This window comes from Bacillus sp. UMB0728, assembly GCF_002858875.1.
GTDB lineage: Bacteria > Bacillota > Bacilli > Bacillales > Cytobacillaceae > Bacillus_AB > Bacillus_AB infantis.
Genome location: NZ_PKLA01000002.1, coordinates 648,997 through 665,030, shown reverse-complemented (window position 1 = coordinate 665,030; position 16,034 = coordinate 648,997). Strand labels below are relative to the sequence as shown.

Annotated in this window: 13 protein-coding genes; 3 read left to right on the top strand and 10 right to left on the bottom strand. The window is 47.9% G+C overall.

The annotated features are described in order from the left end of the window. The first annotated feature begins 114 nt into the window (after positions 1-114). Entirely contained in the window at positions 115-1,623 is a 1,509-nt protein-coding gene (locus CYJ37_RS08950) for an alpha/beta hydrolase (protein ID WP_101549234.1), read from the top strand. A gap of 64 nt (positions 1,624-1,687) precedes the next feature. Here CYJ37_RS08950 and CYJ37_RS28005 read toward each other — a convergent pair whose 3' ends face one another. The 8 genes from CYJ37_RS28005 to CYJ37_RS08915 form a co-directional block, all read right to left on the bottom strand. Further along, a complete protein-coding gene (locus CYJ37_RS28005) occupies positions 1,688-2,440 on the bottom strand; it encodes a methyl-accepting chemotaxis protein (protein WP_374703155.1) in 753 nt (250 codons plus the stop codon). Positions 2,441-3,123: 683 nt separating this feature from the next. Then, the gene (locus tag CYJ37_RS27125; RefSeq protein WP_165352640.1) at positions 3,124-3,261 is read right to left on the bottom strand and encodes a hypothetical protein; all 138 of its coding nucleotides are present in this window, start codon (positions 3,259-3,261) and stop codon (positions 3,124-3,126) included. Between the two features lie 297 nt (positions 3,262-3,558). Further along, a complete protein-coding gene (gene lhgO / locus CYJ37_RS08940; protein WP_101549228.1) occupies positions 3,559-4,773 on the bottom strand; it encodes an L-2-hydroxyglutarate oxidase in 1,215 nt (404 codons plus the stop codon). A gap of 15 nt (positions 4,774-4,788) precedes the next feature. Continuing rightward, entirely contained in the window at positions 4,789-6,081 is a 1,293-nt protein-coding gene (locus tag CYJ37_RS08935) for a (Fe-S)-binding protein (protein WP_101549226.1), read from the bottom strand. Next, on the bottom strand, positions 6,074-7,492 hold the full coding sequence (locus tag CYJ37_RS08930; protein WP_101549224.1) for an FAD-binding oxidoreductase: 1,419 nt from the start codon (positions 7,490-7,492) through the stop codon (positions 6,074-6,076). The genes CYJ37_RS08935 and CYJ37_RS08930 overlap by 8 nt, the downstream gene beginning before the upstream one ends. Before the next feature lie 17 nt (positions 7,493-7,509). Then, a complete protein-coding gene (locus CYJ37_RS08925) occupies positions 7,510-8,238 on the bottom strand; it encodes a FadR/GntR family transcriptional regulator (protein WP_101549222.1) in 729 nt (242 codons plus the stop codon). 181 nt (positions 8,239-8,419) lie between these two features. Further along, entirely contained in the window at positions 8,420-10,384 is a 1,965-nt protein-coding gene (locus CYJ37_RS08920; RefSeq protein ID WP_101549220.1) for a TRAP transporter permease, read from the bottom strand. Positions 10,385-10,405: 21 nt separating this feature from the next. After that, the gene (locus CYJ37_RS08915; protein WP_101549689.1) at positions 10,406-11,422 is read right to left on the bottom strand and encodes a TAXI family TRAP transporter solute-binding subunit; all 1,017 of its coding nucleotides are present in this window, start codon (positions 11,420-11,422) and stop codon (positions 10,406-10,408) included. Positions 11,423-11,737: 315 nt separating this feature from the next. Between CYJ37_RS08915 and CYJ37_RS08910 the strand changes: the two genes are divergently transcribed. Continuing rightward, a complete protein-coding gene (locus CYJ37_RS08910) occupies positions 11,738-12,976 on the top strand; it encodes a helix-turn-helix domain-containing protein (RefSeq protein ID WP_101549218.1) in 1,239 nt (412 codons plus the stop codon). A 1-nt stretch (position 12,977) separates the two neighbouring features. Beyond that, complete coding sequence (locus CYJ37_RS27120; RefSeq protein WP_180827288.1) at positions 12,978-13,130, top strand: hypothetical protein; 153 nt, start codon at positions 12,978-12,980, stop codon at positions 13,128-13,130. Between the two features lie 110 nt (positions 13,131-13,240). Here the strand turns inward: CYJ37_RS27120 and CYJ37_RS08905 are convergent, their stop codons facing one another. Beyond that, positions 13,241-14,890 (bottom strand): M4 family metallopeptidase, encoded by a 1,650-nt coding sequence (locus CYJ37_RS08905; RefSeq protein ID WP_101549216.1) that lies wholly within the window; start codon positions 14,888-14,890, stop codon positions 13,241-13,243. A 486-nt stretch (positions 14,891-15,376) separates the two neighbouring features. Further along, on the bottom strand, positions 15,377-15,946 hold the full coding sequence (locus tag CYJ37_RS08900) for a 3D domain-containing protein (RefSeq protein WP_101549214.1): 570 nt from the start codon (positions 15,944-15,946) through the stop codon (positions 15,377-15,379). Positions 15,947-16,034 lie beyond the last annotated feature (88 nt).

The window sequence follows — 16,034 nt, the reverse complement described above, 5'->3', positions numbered from 1 at the left end:
AGTATTTGGTTTGTATGAACCAAGCTCAATCATGATATTTTTTCTAATAAAAGGGAAAGTTTTGCCGATAATATAATAAATGGCTTTTGCCGGAATGAAATATCGGAGGACAACATGAATACGACAAAACGGGGAATAAGCTTTGAGTTGAATAGATCAGCCAATCCTGATGCAGAGACCCTGATCTTTGCACACGGTCTTGGTCTGGACAGCACTGTTTGGAAGCTTATTCTTCCAGGGCTGGCAGACTATCATACGATAACATTTGACTTTAGGGGGCACGGGTGGAGCAGCATGGCAGACAAAACCATGGACTGGCAGACTTTGAATGAAGATTTCGAGTCCATCCTGGAAGAGACCGGATCCTCTTCTTTCCATTTCTTCGGACAGGGCCTTGGGGCATATTTCGGCTCCCAATGGCAGGAATTGAACCCAAGCAGGATCCTTTCGTTCATTGCCTTTTCTACCCCTGCCGTAAATCTTGCGGATTGCATCAGAAAATCACCCTCTGAAAATAGCATGCCGCTCATTGATAAAGAAGGGCTGGCAGAATTCTGGATCAGCCACCTGCTTTATAAATCGATCGGCCCTCATTATTTTCTTTTAAAAGATGCCTGTTCGAGGCTTGATTTGCATTCGTACTTTCTAACCAGGCATTTAATCTCAGGATCGTCCATAATCAATTTCAAACATATGAATATACCTATTTTATTTTTAGCCGGGGAATTCGATCACTTTTATCCATCATCACTCGTCATGCTGAGCAGCGACTATATCAGGCAGAGCAGGAAATATATCATCCCTTCTGCTTCTCATCTGATCCAGCTCGACCAGCCGGAAATGACGCTGGCCAGGTGCCGGGAGTTCCTGGCAGATCCGGCAGCAATGGCTGAAGTAAAGCCCGATGCGCGGAGTTCTTACACACAAAAGCTGCTCCTTCAGCTGGAGGCAGCTTTCGAGACGCCTCCTCCAAACGAAGATAAGATCCAAGTCTGTATGCTTGATGAATTTAAAGTAACAGCGGGCAATACAGTGATTGAAGGGAAATGGAACCAGCGCAAAGCAAAAGAAATCCTTGCTTACTTGTGCCTTCACGGGCCCGTTTCAAGGAATATTCTGGCAGAGGTCTTTTGGCCGGAGCTTCCTGTTGCCAATGCGCAGAACCAGCTCCGTGTCAGCTTGACCCATCTGCGGAAAATATTTCAGGGAGGCGGGATTCCCGATCCTTTCACAATCGAAAACAATATTATTTCAATGAACCGGGATATTGAAATTGACGCCCTGCAGTTCAGCCATTTGCTGAACCAGGCGCTGGAAGCAGATGACTGGGCCGCAATGAAGGTCTTGAAATCAAAAGCAGCCGGCAAGATTCCGCCAAAGCTGCTGCCGCAATTCAAGGCCAAGTGGGCAGATGACTATCGGAGGGATTTGGAGCTTTCCATCATCAGGCTATTGAACCTGACTTATAAGCAGCATCTGCACCTGAGGGAAGTGTCAGACGCTCTGAATGATATGCAGCTGCTATTGAAGCTGTCCTCGGAGGACACAAAGCTACATGAAGAAATCAGCAGCCTGTATCAAAAAGTCAGTATGTCCCCGATTGAAATATGGGAACCTGCTTGAATGGTGCACTCTGCCAAAACGGTATATGCAGAAAGGACAGCGGCGGATGCCGCTGTCCTTCTCTTTAGCTCTCAACCTTGAATTTATGTAGCATCCCATCGAGGTCTGCCGCAATTTCATTAAGGGCCTGTGATTCCTTTTTGACTGTTTCCATGTCTGCGGTCTGGCCGTCAACATGGCTGACCACTTCCACCAGCCGTTCATTGACATGCTGGAATTGAGAGGATAACTCTTCAACGCTTGCCGCCACCTCTTCGCTTCCTGCTGCCATTTGTTCACTCACTGCCGATATTTCCTGGATGCGCCCGTTTACATTATCAACAGAACCCAGGATACTTTCAAAGGATTGTACGACAGCATCAATGGAGAGCTTGCCGCCTACTACATCCTGATTGGTCTTTTTCATGGCAGCCGATGTGGCATCCGCATCCTCCTGCAGCTGCTGGATAATTGAAGATATATTTGAAGCAGACTGATTAGTCTGGCTGGCCAGATTCCCTACTTCATGGGCGACAACAGCAAAACCCTTCCCGTGCTCCCCGGCCCTGGCCGCTTCTATGCTTGCATTCAGCGCCAGCAGATTAGTCTGCCCGGCAATATCCGATATTTCCTTTGTTATAGCAGCAATTTTTTTTGAACCCTCAAGAAAGCCGTTAATTGCCTCTTCAAGTGAGTTGAAAGACTGGTCGATGCCATGCATTTTTTCAGCAGCCTCCAGCACCTGCTGCTTGCCTGATACCGCAAGGCTTGCTGTTTCTGCTGATGCCTGATTGACAAGGCTTGACGTTTCAGCGGTATTGCTGACGCCAACCGACATCTCATCCATCGTGACTGCAACTTCATTGGCTGATTGCAGCTGCTGAAAGACAGTCTGCTGAAATTCCATGATCTGCATTTTGATTCCCTGGAGGCTCTCATTGGTATCTGCCACTCTTTGCTCTAAAGAACCTGATGACCGGGACACAGTGCCTCCCGTATCCTTGACGCGGGCAATCAGCTCCTGAAGGCCGCCCCGCATATGCTCCAGCGGTCCACTGATGCTTTTCAGCGGACCCAGCTCCTTTATATCAGCCGGCTTTGACAGATCTCCCTGGCTCACCCGCTCCACAAAACGCTGGATTTCATTGAACGGCTTTGCATAAGAAGCAAAGTTAATAAATCCTGAGAGGACAAATGCCAGGATGATCAATCCCAGCAGTGCAGCAGATTCTGCCGAAATCACAGGCTCTTTGAAAATCAGTGAATAGATGGCTATGATGATCATGCCTGAGACCGCTGCCTGGATTGCCACATTCAGCATATAAACAGCGATTTTTTTAATAATGTCATTCTTTTTCTGCCCCATTATACTCCCCTATCCCTTTTATAAATAGTAGCTTAATAGATATATCGGAATAACAGTGGTAAAATTTAGGTCGAAAGAAAAAAATGTAGCTGGTCAGCACCATTTTATTTTAAGGCAAAAAAAAAGGCCTCCAAACAGAAGCCGCTGCAATCTATCTATTCATATGTCTTAACCATCAGCTTCAGCTTTTCTGTAATCTCTGCCATCAGCTCGGCCACAGTGAGCTTTTTCTCCTCCTGAGCCTTTTCCAGTGCATGCTGCAGCACTTGGATGAATTGTTCATCTTTAGCCATTTTCTGTCACCATAATGTCCTTTTTTTAAAAAGATGTTATAATCATAGACTATTTGTAAAAAAATGTCTATTGGTATTTCTATTGAAAAATATTAATCCCTTTTCTTATACAAACATTCTATCAGGACAAGATAACAGAAAGATGTAAATTGCATAGCAATTCCTTTACAGATTTGACGGCTTCCGTAACATTACGACAGTCATTTTATATAAAAACAGCCGGCAGCATTTTGAGCTGACGGCTGTTCATTCAACGGCATTTGCTGGCAATTAATCCGCCGCCCGGACCTGCTGAATTTAAATGGCAGCAAGTGACCTGCCATCCTGCAGCGCCGGGATCTTCCGTACGATTTCTCTGCCAATTTCAATAGAGGCTGTGGCTGCCGGTGACGGGGCATTGCAGACATGAATGCTGCTTTTTCCGTTAACGATGAAAAAGTCATCAACAAGGCTGCCGTCGCTTTGGAGTGCCTGGGCGCGGACACCGGCTTCTGCCGGGACAAGGTCGTCCTCCTGGATATCCGGCATCAGCTGCTGGACGTTCTCTACAAACTTTTTCTTGCTGAAAGAACGAACCATTTCATCGAGCCCTTCCTTCATATATTTAGAAGCAATTTTCCAGAAGCCAGGATAGCCCATGACTTCGGCAAAATCCCTCAGGTGGAAGTCGGTCTTTTTGTAGCCTTCCCGCTTCAGGCTCAGCACCGCATTGGGGCCGACATCGACGGCGCCGCCGATCATCCTGGTGAAGTGGACGCCCAGGAATGGGAAATTAGGGTTTGGGACCGGATAAATCAGATTATTGACGAGCCCCTTTTTTTCTTCCTTCAGCTTGTAATATTCGCCGCGGAACGGAACGATCTTCAGGTCGACATGGTAACCTGCAAGCCTTGCGATACGATCGCTCTGCAATCCGGCGCAATTGATCAAATACCTTCCCTTTACCGTTTCCCTGTCTGTCTCAACCGCCACCTCATCCTTCAGCTCTGTGATGCTCCTCACTTCATTGGAAAGCTTGATTTCACCGCCATGCCGGCGGATGATCTCGCCCATTTTTTCTGACACCTGGCCATAGTTGACGATGCCGGCCATCGGAACATGAATGGCTTCCAGCCCGTTAACATACGGCTCTTTCTCTCTCAGCTCTTCCCTAGTCAGCTTCCGGACCGCCAGCTCGTTCTGCAGGCCGCGCTGATAAAGATCTTCAAGCAATAACAGCTCCCTCTCATTCGAAGCCACAATCACTTTTCCGCAGATATCATGGTCGATGTCATGAGTCTCACAAAACTCGGCCATTGAACGATTGCCCTGCCTGGCAAACCTGGCCTTATAGCTGCCCGGCTTATAATAGATGCCTGAGTGGATCACTCCGCTGTTATGGCCGGTCTGATGGGCGGCAACCTTCTTTTCCTTTTCAAGAAGGACCACCTTTGCATCAGGATTTTTTTCATATATAGCCATGCCGACTGAAAGGCCGACAATCCCTGCGCCTACAATAATATAATCGTACATTCTGCCACACCTTTCCTAGTTAATGCCGCAGGCTTCCGCCAGCAGTTCGACAAGATGGAGAACCCTTACCTGCCCCTGGAGGCCTTCCCGCTCTACTCCAAGCAGCATCTGCAGATGGCAGCCCGGATTCGTGCTAATGATCAGATCAGGTCCCGCCTTCTGGACATTCCCCATCTTCCTGTCCAAAATCTCCATTGACTCCCCATAGTGCACAATATTATAAATGCCGGCCGAGCCGCAGCACATATCCATTTCTGGAAAAGACCTGTATTCCACTCCTGGAACCTTATGGATCAGGCTGACAGGCTCACTCGCAACCCGCTGGACATTTTTCAGGTGGCAGGACGGCTGGTAGACTGCCTTACCCCTGATTTCCTGCCGGAAAGGAAGCTCCGGCCTGTCGAGGAGGACACTGATATCCTTGCATTTAGCGGCAAAAGCTTTGGCCCTCTCATGCCAGCTGCTGCCCGCTTCAAACAGATGATGATATTCCACAAGGGCGGCACCACAGCCGCCAATACTGTTAATCACATAATCAACTTCATATTTTTCAAAGGCCGCGATATTCCTTTTTGCCAGCTCCACCGCTTTTTCACGCTCGCCGCTGTGCTGGTGGAGCGCCCCGCAGCAGGTCTGTTCATCGATAAAAACAACCTCGCAGCCGGCTGCTGCCAAAAGCTTCATGCTCAAATCATTCACCTTGGAAAAAACAGCATCCATCACACAGCCGGCAAAAAAACCGATCCTGTACTTAGGCTTGGCCTCCCCATACCGAAGCACATGCTGCCTGCGTCTCCCGCCTTCTGCTTTAGGCATCACCTTTTCCAGATTCCGCATTGATTCAGGCAGCAGGTGCAGCAGCTTCATTTCCCTTAAAAGCACATCTGCTTTAAGAGTCTGATAGATTTTCAGGCCGGATCCTATGAATTTCAGCATTGGCCGGTTCGGGAATATGTAGTCGAAGACAAGCTTTTTGAGTGCTTTTTCCTTGAGGTTCTCCTGGCCCTTCCGATGCTCTGATACCGCATCAAGAGCCGATTCCAAAATGCGCCCATATTGGACATTGGTCGGGCAGGCAGGCTCACATGCCCGGCAGCCGAGGCACAGCTCCATTGGCCCGGCCATATCTTCGATCGAGATCCGGCCCTCTGCCGCCATCTTGACCAGATTGATTCTCCCTCTCGGCGAGTGGGTTTCTTTTTCCATCGTCGTATAGGTCGGACAGGAAGGGAGGCAATAGCCGCATTGCACACAGCTGAAGGTTTCGGCATAAGCGAGCTTCTCGAGGACATTGGTCTGTTCAGCCATTATGCAGCACTAGCCTTTGTCCTGGCTCAGGGAAAATCTTTCCCGGGTTCATGATATTATTTGGGTCCCATGCCTCTTTAATCCGCTTCATCATATCCAACCCTGCCTTCCCAAGCTCCATTTCCATAAATGGCGACTTCATGACACCGATGCCGTGTTCGCCTGACAGCGTACCTCCAAGCTCCACCGCCGCTTTAAAAATTCCTTCCACCGCCTGCTCCACCCTTTTCATCTCCTCGCTGTCCCGCTGGTCAGCTATGATATTCGGATGGAGATTGCCATCGCCTGCATGTCCGAAGACTACAAGATGGATCCCAAATCGGTCCCGGATCTCCTTCAGCCTCGCAAACATATCAGGTATTTTGCTGCGGGGGACGGTGGCATCCTCGGATATCTTCGTCGGCTTAATGCGGACGATGGCAGGGGACACCAGCTTTCTTGCCCGCCACAGCTCCTGTTCCTCTGCCTTGTTTCCGGCTATTCTAACATCAGATGCGCCTGTTGCCGTACACACCTCGCGCACAACCTTCATTTCTTCTTCAATCGCCAGCGGGTGGCCATCAAGCTCCAATAGCAATACAGCTTCGGCATCAAGCGGCAGTCCAAGCGGCTCATATTGCTCCACCGCCAGCACAGAGGCCTGATCCATGATTTCCATTTTGGAAGGAAGGATACCTGAGGTCAGCACCTTTGAAATTGCCCGGCCGGAACTAACGAGATCTTGGAAGCTGATGAGTGCCGTCTTTGTAGCCGCAGGCTTCGGAATCAGCTTCAGCACCGCTTCTGTAATGATGCCAAGCGTGCCTTCCGAGCCGACGATCAGCTTGGTCAGGTCATAGCCTGTTACGTTCTTTACCGTCCTGCCGCCTGTCCGGATGATTTCACCCTCAGGTGTCACAAATTCAAGCCCGATAACATAATCCTTGGTCACCCCGTATTTCAAGCCGCGCGGACCGCCGGAATTCTCGGCCAGATTGCCGCCGATGGTCGAGACATGGGCGCTGCTCGGATCAGGCGGGTACATTAGCCCGAACTTGCCGGCTTCATCATTAATCATTGCCGTCAGCACTCCTGGGGACACAACAGCCACCATATCATCAGGGAAGATCTCAAGCTTATCGTTCCACAGTGAAAAATCGAGCACAATCCCGCCGCGCACAGCAAGCGGGCCGCCGCTGAGGGAGGTTCCCCTTCCACGCGGATACAATGGGACCTTATATTCATTCGCAAGCCTGACGATGCCCGCTGTTTCTTCTGCTGTCACCGGCTGCAGAACCAGGTCGGGCCTGTAGGTGCCGAACGAGGCATCGTAGGAAAAGCTGAACAAATCTGCTTCTTCTTCAAGCACCCTCTTCGGGCTGCCCATCATCTCTTTCAGCTTTTGCAGGCAATCAAAAGGGATATCTGCCATGATAATCCTCCTTTCCTCTATTCCATATGCTCGCTCAGCGGCTCAATCCGCTTGTCTCCGAGCTTAATGCGGGCATTGATCAGATGGCGCTTCATAAAATAGGCCGCCGCCTTATCATTCCCTTCCATAATCGCTTCATAGATTTTCAGATGCTCCTCATAGACTTGCTTTCTCTTTCTGGCTCTTCCGATATTCTGCTTCAGGGAAAAATTGAGCGAACGCTGGTAAAGCTCCCGCAGACTTTCAACCGATTGCAGCAGGAACGGATTATGGGATGCCTTCACGATTTCATGGTGAAACTGAAAATCTGCTTCTGACCCGATGGATTGGTCATCCTCCATTTTTGCTGCAAAAGCATCAAGTGCATCCTTTATTTTCTCCACTTCTTCTGATGAAGCCCTCAAAGCGGCAAATGCGGCTGCCTCAGTTTCCACAACCGTCCTCATCTCCAGCAGGTCATACACCTGGTCAATCGATATCATTTCAAACGTGACTGAATCCAGCATGTTCGCCAGATTGACTTCACGGACATAGCTGCCGCCGCCCTGCCTTGACTCCACAAGCCCGCCTGCCTCAAGCACCCTTAAAGCCTCCCTGATCGGCGAACGGCTGACCCCGAACATTTTTGCCAGCTCATTCTCTGACGGCAGCTTGCTGTCTGCCGGGAATTCCTTATCCTTAATCATCCTTTTCAGCTCATCCAATATTTGCGCTGAAACCTTCTTTCTTTCAATCGGAGTTATCATGTAAGCGCTCCCTTTTTAAAATAAAAAAATAGATCGATAGAATCAACTTGTAATACAAGTATACAACAAACTGATTCTTAATCAACTAAAAGTTCGACAATTCAAAAAAATAATCGCCCGTGCCTGACACCGTCCGTGGACAAATGTCCATTTCCGGTGCCTGGCACGGGCAGTTTTTTGTTTATGCGGGTACTCCAAATGAGCTGTTCTTTTTAATCCTGATAAGGTGGAAGATGACGGCAGCCGAGCAGATGGCCAGGCCGGTGATATCTGTCATCAAGCCAGGCTTGATCAGCAGGAGTGCACCTGCCAGGAAGAAGATCCTTTCAACGAGTGACAGCTTTCCGAACAGATAGTTCCCGAGAGAACTGGCCAGGGCGTAAATGCCGATCGTGCTTGTAATTACAACCAGGATCACAGACAGAGCAGATACCGTCTCCCCTTCGGCTGATGGCTGCAGCAGAAGGATCGGGTTATAGGCAATCATAAACGGGATGATGAATCCCGGAAGCGAAATCCGGAGCGCTTCCCACGACGTTTTCATAGCATTCGCGCCTGCCAGCCCTGCCGCTGTGTAAGAGGCAAGAGCCACCGGCGGCGTTATATTCGATAATGCGCCGAACCAGAAAACAAAGAAGTGGGCTGCGATCGGATTGACGCCTGCTTCAACAAGGGCAGGAGCGGCTGTCACTGCTACGACGATATATAGCGCCGTGGATGGCAGCCCCATGCTCAGCACGATGCAAGTCAGCATAACCACAATCAGGATGAGCCATAAAGCTCCGCCAGTCAGTTCAACAATATTGTAGGCAAGTGTAGATCCGACCCCTGTCATCGTTACTACGCAGATGATAATGCCGATGGCGGCACAGGCGATGCCGACCTGGATTGTTCCTTTTCCGCCTTCAATGAACGCTTCAATGGTCTTTTTAAATGTGATCCTCGAAGACTTATCGCGTGTCAGCCAGCTTGCTACAATGACAGAGCCGATGCCCGCGAAACCGGCAAACAATGCCGTTTTCCCGGCAAGCAGTGTTCCAATCACAACAATGATCGGGATAAGCAGGACACCGCGGTCCTTTAATATCTGCACCACGTTCGGGATGTTTTCCTTTGAAATACCCTTAAGGCCCTGCTTCTTTGCTTCAAGGTCAATGGCAAAAATGAGCGCTATATAATAGAGAAAGCTCGGAATGATGGCAGCAAGAATGACCGTTGTATATGAAATGCCAAGGAACCCGGCCATGATAAAGGCAGCTGCCCCCATGATCGGCGGCATGATCATCCCGCCAGTTGACGCCGCCGCCTCAACAGCTCCGGCAAATTTCGGCTTCAGGCCGATCGATTTCATCAACGGAATGGTAAAAGCGCCGGTAGTGGCTACATTGGCAACCGCCGAGCCGCTCAGCGAGCCTGTCAAAGCACTTGAAATGACGGCAACCTGTGCAGGTCCGCCCCTCTTCCTTCCGGCAATCGCAAGCGCCAGATCATTGAAAAGCTGGGTCGCGCCGCTTACAGAAAGAAATGCGCCAAACAGGATGAACATGACAATAAAGGTCGACGCCGTAGAAAGAGTCAATCCCAGGACACCTTCTGTAGTCATATACAGGCGATACAGCAGACGCTCCAAAGAGAAGCCTGCATGCCCGAAAATCCATGGAAAATAGGTGCCAAATAAAGCATAGACGATGGCAATGAGGCAGAGCACCGGGATGAATATCCCGACCGCCCGCCTTGCAGCTTCAAGCAGGACAATGATCGTGATTCCCGCAAATATATAATCCACCATGATCGGCTGTGATCCGCGGTCCACGTGGATGGTTGTATAATTCAGCAGCAGATAGCCGAGCCCTGCTGCTGCAAGCAGTATAAAAAGATAGTCTGCCGGGCCAAACCGGTCTTTCCTTGACTTTTCACCTGCCGGATAAAAGAAAAAGGTAAGAATCAGCAGCAATCCCAGGAAAATCAGATTCCGGTAGATTTCCTGGATATTGGACAAACCGTTTGTATAGATGGCAAATACAGAAAACAGGACGGCGACGGCAGCGGCGACCTTCCGATAAGGACCGGTGAGCGAGCGCACACCGCCCCCAGCCTCCTTATCCAATGCCGCCGGTGCAGCAGTAGTCGATTCAGGTTTCGTCATGGTCATTCCTCCATTTCACATTTATTTTGCTTCAGGCGGTATTAATTCCTCCGGTATATCTGCCCCAGCTTCTTTAAAATAGCGGTAAGCACCGGCATGGAGCGGCACTGTCACCCCGTCCAAAGCCGTTTCAATCGTCATATTTTTCGCAGAGCTGTGCACTTCATACATTTCCTCCAGGTTTTCATATAACGTCTTTGTCAAAAGATAGATGGTATCCTCATCCATCTCCCTGGTCGTCGACAGCAGATTAGGCTGGGCAATCGTCTGGATGTCCTTATCTACACGAGGGTACGTGCCTGCTGGAATGGTAAAGCGGTACCAGCTGTTTGAAACCGCATTGATCTTCTCCAGCTGCTCATCTGTCACTTCAAGAACGGATGCTTTCACATTGCTCGCATACATATCCGTCACAGCGGAAATCGGGATGCCCGCCGGCAGCGATCCCCCATCAAGGCGTCCGTCGCGCATCGCGGAAACAGTATCGCTGTATCCAAGATACTCAGGAGAAATATTCTTTTTCGTCAGATTCATGCCTTCCATCATGACAAGAGTCGACTGCTCTGTACCGCTTGCCTGCGGTCCGACAGAGAAGCTTGTCCCATCGATATCTTCAATGGTGCCGGTCTTTACCTTATTGTCCATCAGCACAAAATGTTCGACATTCGGCCAAAGCATGGCGATTGTGCGCAAATCCTTATAGCGCTTGCCTTTAAACGTGTCCTGACCCTCATAGGCCTGGGTAGAAATCAAGCCCTGCAGAATAGCGAGCTGTGCTTCCCCATCCCGAAGTAATTCAATATTTTCAATCGAACCTGCGGAAGACTGGCCGCTCGCCTGCACTTTCTCATCCTTCAAATGGCTGCTCCAGACATTCGCCATCCCAACCCCGATCGGATAATAGGTCCCGCCCGTCGAAGCCGTTGCAACGGAAACAAAGGTCTTGTCCTTATTGCCCTCTGCTGTTCGTACTCCCACTACAGCCGCAGCCGCCAGGATGACTATAGAAATAATCGCTTTCCATTTTCTGCTCACCAACAAACATCAGCCTCCTCAATATGTAAGCGCTTCAAAACTTGTATTACAAGTATACAATATTACAAGAATTATTCAAAGAAAATTCACAAAATTAAATAAGTGGCACCCGGCTGTACCAGGCACCACTATCCGAAAAATTTTCCCAACTTTATGCAATTGTAACTTTTTACCTATTATTGTATGATGGACCAAAGACCCACACACCCTCTAAAACCGCAACCTTCTATTAATCAAACGTTTGATTAATAGAATATTCTTACACTTATTCCCCTTTGCTGGTATACTATTCCTACGGGAAAAGTAGGAGGTAAAAGCATGAGAACCGGAGCGCTTATCAAGTATTACCGGACAAAGAAAGGGATGACCCAGAGGGAATTGGCCCAAGGTGTCTGCTCCATCTCCCACCTTAGCAAAATAGAAAACAACTCCAAAGAAGCCCATGATGGCACGATCGACTTATTGCTGAACAAGCTTGGCATCACTTTACAGCAGGCAGAAGATAAGCAGGAACAGTTCGGGAGTATGATTGAGGATTTTATCACCAAGCTGATCTACTATCAAAAGGAACAGGCAGAAGCAGCATTCCAAACCCTGTCTAAAGCAGAAGAGCTGATCACCTTTACTCCTTACATAAACTACTATTCTCTCTGGAAATACCGCTATCTTATCTTCGTCGGAGATATAAATGGAGCAGCGGCTCAGAGAGAGCATCTAGGCAAGATAAAAAAGAATTTTTCCCAACATGAAACCTATTTATACAGCTACTTTAATGCGTTATCTTTAATACAGACAGGTCAGCTGGAAAAAGCAGACAATATCCTCAGCACCCTGATTGAGGATAAAGTGAAGGAAAGCGCCATCGGAGCCGGGGATTTGTTTTACCATTACGGACTTGTCAAAAGCATGAAGGAAGAGTCAGGGGCAGCCGTCCACTATGGAAAGAAAGCACTGGGACATTTTTCAGACCAGTTCAATTTCAAGCGGATTCTGCACACCCTGATGCTGCTGGGCATCAATTATACCCACGCAGGCATTTATCATGAGGCAGCCGAGTGCTTCAGGCATCTGCTCAGGAACATTGAAGCGCTGAAGATCGAGACAGCCCTGCTGCCGCAGATTTACCATAATATGGGCTATCTGTACAGAAGGACCAATGACCTGAAGAAGGCATCATTGTATTACAAAAAAAGCCTGGCCCTTCATCCGGTTGAGTCGTCCAACTATTTGATCAGTCTGTATTCATATGCCGAGACTCTTCACAAACTCGGCGACAATGACAGCAGAAAGCATTTTGAAAAACTGAAACTGCTTGCACAGAAAGCCAGCTCCAGAAAGTATGAGCTGATGTCCCATTATCACCTCACCAGTTTTGCAGATGAAAGCAAGGCTATAGAGTTTTTGCAGGAAAGGCTCCTGCCTTTTCTTGAAAAGACCGATGAGCACGAGAATGAGCTGGAGGAATTCTATCAGGTGCTTGCAAGGCATCTGATTCATCATGGCGAGTACGAAAAGGCAATCCAATATATCTCAAAGTACAGGGAGGAATTACAGTAAAATGAAGAAAAAATATCTGTTTCTGCTGATTGCCGCTTTTGGTTTCCTGGTCCATTACGGTGATGCAGCTCCCCCGGACGCTAAAAGCTCCTTTGCTGCATCTGAAAATCCTGATGATCGTCCCATTCAGCCTCCTTTGAAGGAAGACAGCTGATACCCCCTCTACTATCTTCCCCACGCATATCCCTCAAGTCACAGGAAAAGAGCTGCTTCTCACTGGAAGCAGCTCTTCTTCTGGTTAAAGAACTAACCGGTATTCGGCTTTTAATAGACCCCTACATTGTCCCAGGCAGTTCTGACTGCATTATAAGCAGAGCTTCCGCTTCCATATAAATCAGCTGCAGACTGCAGGAGCGCTGCGCGTGCATAGCTGAAATTGCTCGTCGGTGTCAGATAGACAGTCAGGGCACGGTAGTAGATTTTTTCGGCCTGGGCCTTGCCGATGCTGCTGATTGTATAGTAGGCAGCTTTATTCGGGATTCCGCTGTTGATATGGACGCCTCCATTATCGGAGCTTGTGTTCACATACTGGTTCATATGCTCAGGCTGCCCGTACAATGTCGGGTTGGACATGCTGCGGAGGGCATCGCCGGAACGGCCAGGGGTGTACACATCCTCACCCATCAGGAAGTCGCCTGGGTCAAGGAAATATCCAAACACATCGGAGAAGGACTCGTTCAGAGCACCAGACTGATATTGGTACTGCAGATTGGCCGTCCTTTCAGTGACCGCGTGGGTGATTTCATGGGCCACTACATCAAGGGCTCCAGAGAGAGATGTAAATTGGGAGCCATCACCGTCTCCATACACCATTTGCGAACCGTTCCAGAACGCATTATTATAGCGTGATCCGTAATGGACCGTTGATCGGATGGTTGCCCCATTATTGTCGAAACTGTTGCGGTTATGCGTGTTTTTAAAATAATCATAGACCTTTCCGGCGTAATAATGTGCATCCACATCCGCCCTTTGATTGGTCGCAGTCCATGCATTATTGCTGTCGGCGGAACGCGAGCCTGGCAGGGAGGATCCGTTATTGGCAGTGAAGGTCTCAATGACTCCATTCATTGGCTTTGTAACATCATATAAGTAATAAGTTCCGCCTGAAGAATAAGTATTCAATGTTTTGGAGCCGCCGGTCACACCTGTGCCTGTCCCGGTTGCAGCCGCATCAGCCACAGCATTATAAGCTTCGACAATATGGCCGTTCTTCGCGTCGACAAAGATCTGCCAGTTCGCCCCATACGGCTCAATGAACTGCAGCTGGACCTTGTAAGCGAGCGTATACTCCCCGTCCTTTTCATGGATCACAAGGTCATTTTTCACATGCGTATTTTTCACTTCACTCTTTTTGCCGGCTTTCTGGAGGTCAGCAGGCACAGCCTGGTCGCTGCCTTTTGTATCCTCTTCTGTCAGATTGATATTTTTCCAGGCAAGATCAACCGCTTCTTTTTTGCTGATTGAAGCTTTTGTGTCTGTCACCTTTTCGGAAGCATCTTCATATAATTGCCCGGTCGCTGCTGTCACATCATTATTTTTATCCGTATGCACCCGGAAAATCGCTCCCTCTACCGGCACCCCATTGATAGACTGAGAGAATTTATAATGCTTCATGCCAAGATCATCTGTCTGGGTCTCCAGTAAAGTCAGCTCCTTTGCAGGGTCCACTTTAAAGAGATCTTTATTTTCCTGGATGAATTGCTTGACCTCATTTTGATTGTTAATCTTCTTTTTTGAGAGCTTCCCTGCTATGAACTTAGGGGCATGCTTGCCTTTTTCCGCCTGCTTCTGCTTAAGCTCCATCTGGTTCTGCATTTTTTCTGAAGGAGATAGACCGAATGCAGTGGCTGCCGGAAATGCAGCACTGAAGGCTAAAGAAGTTCCGAGTACGATTGCTGTTAACTTTTTTGGCATAAAATTATCCCCTTTTCAGCTATTATTTAGGACCAGCTAATCCATTGCTACACGTGTTAGGGATAATTCTATTCTCGAAAATGCCTGCCAGCAATCAATCAATGTACCCAGCTGGGGAATTCTCTTCAACTTGATAGAAAAACTAAAAAAGCAGCAAAAAGTTTCCCAAATAAAATAATAGAAATGATGCAAAAAAGGCTGCTTTTTGAGCCTTTTATAATCCCCTTTAACCATAAAGAAACCTAATTACATATTTTCCCGCGATTTGATCTATCATTTTTTCCCCATATTTATTAATAATCCCCCCCTAAATATTAGTAATAGACATTAAATTGATTGGGTACTTAGCTCTGAGAAAAAACCAAATTATACTAATTTATTTGTTGATACTTATTTAGCCGGGAAATTGAACATGTATGCATCAAAGCACTTATTAATAAATAAGAGTGTCCAAACAAAAAAAAGAGCCTTATAGAGGCTCATCTGTCAGTTTGCATATACTTTAATTTTTACCGTTTTGCTGCCCCACTGCAGGGCCTGCTGGCGGTTTGGAATGAACACATCAATCTTATTGCCTTTTACAGAGGAACCTTTGTCAGCAGCGACAGCTTCTCCATAGCCGGGTACATACACTTTTGTACCGAGCGGGATAATCTTCGGATCTACTGAAATTACCTTAAGGCCGGGATTTTTCTTTAAATTTAAACCTGTGGCGGTGATGCCGCTGCAGCCTTTGCAGCTGGCAGTATAAGCAGTGGCTTTCACAGTGATTTCTTTATAAGTAGCTTTTTTGGCAGGTGCAGGAGCCTTGGCCGATTTTACAGAAGAGGCAGGGGCAGAGGCTGCAATTGCCAGCTTTTGGTTTATTTTAATTGTATCTGAACTAAGCTTATTCCAAGTCTTGATTTGCTGAACTGTGACATGATGCTTTTTTGCGATTGCCCAAAGCGTGTCACCTTTCTTAACTTGATATGTATTTCCAGAGGCAAAAGTGGCGGTTGAAAATCCAAAGGACAAAACAATAGATGCTGTAAGTGCTAATAGTATTTTTTTCAAACCGATTCTCCTTTAACTTCTTTCATAGGAACATGTTAACAGTTAAAGGTAACAGGAATATTTCAATAGATTGCTAATTGTGTTACAA